General features: G+C 46.8%; 2 pseudogenes. Both read right to left on the minus strand.

Going from position 1 to position 707, the window contains the following annotated elements:
• Positions 1-67 (minus strand): annotated as a pseudogene (locus tag R8O11_RS27695) (transcriptional regulator NrdR); the annotation flags it as partial.
• Between the two features lie 127 nt (positions 68-194).
• Positions 195-707 (minus strand): annotated as a pseudogene (locus R8O11_RS27700) (gamma-glutamyl-phosphate reductase); the annotation flags it as partial.

The raw sequence follows: 707 nt of genomic DNA on the forward strand, positions 1-707 counted from the left end.
GACCATCCGCAACCAATCGGGAATCAATTACTTTTGTATCGTTCTCTGAACAAAAAGGACAATGCATATCACCTCCAAATAACGTGCCTTTGGGGCCGTCCCAAAAGCCAGACTAGTGTAGCGGAATTGATATGTGAGAGAAAACAAAAAGGGGCACTAGTGCCCCTTTTTCAATCAATATCGAGTCGAATCTGTTAACTGCGTGCTAAGTAGTTCGCTTTGCCGACCCATTTGTAGCTTGTTAATTCTTCCAAACCCATCGGGCCACGTGCATGTAGCTTTTGAGTTGAGACGGCCACTTCAGCCCCCAAGCCAAATTGGGCGCCGTCAGTAAAGCGCGTTGCCGCATTCACATAAACTGCAGCCGAGCCCACCGAATTGATGAACAACTCTGAGTTAATCAAGCTGTTGGTCATGATTGCATCTGAGTGACTCGCATTGTGAACTCGCATATGATCAATCGCCTCTTTCACGTCAGCGACAACTTTTACACCTAACGTGTAGCTTAGCCATTCGGTATCAAAATCACCTTCTACGGCATCGCGAATTTGCGTAGCTTGAGCCATTAGCGCTTTCGCTTTTGGTTCTGCTACAAACGTCACTTTGTCACTCATTCGCTCGACAATCATTGGCAAGAATTTCGCCGCCACTTTCTCGTGAACAAGCAGTGTGTCTAGCGAGTTACATGCCGAAGGACGTTGAACTTT

It is taken from the genome of Vibrio sp. 1288, assembly GCF_033344475.1.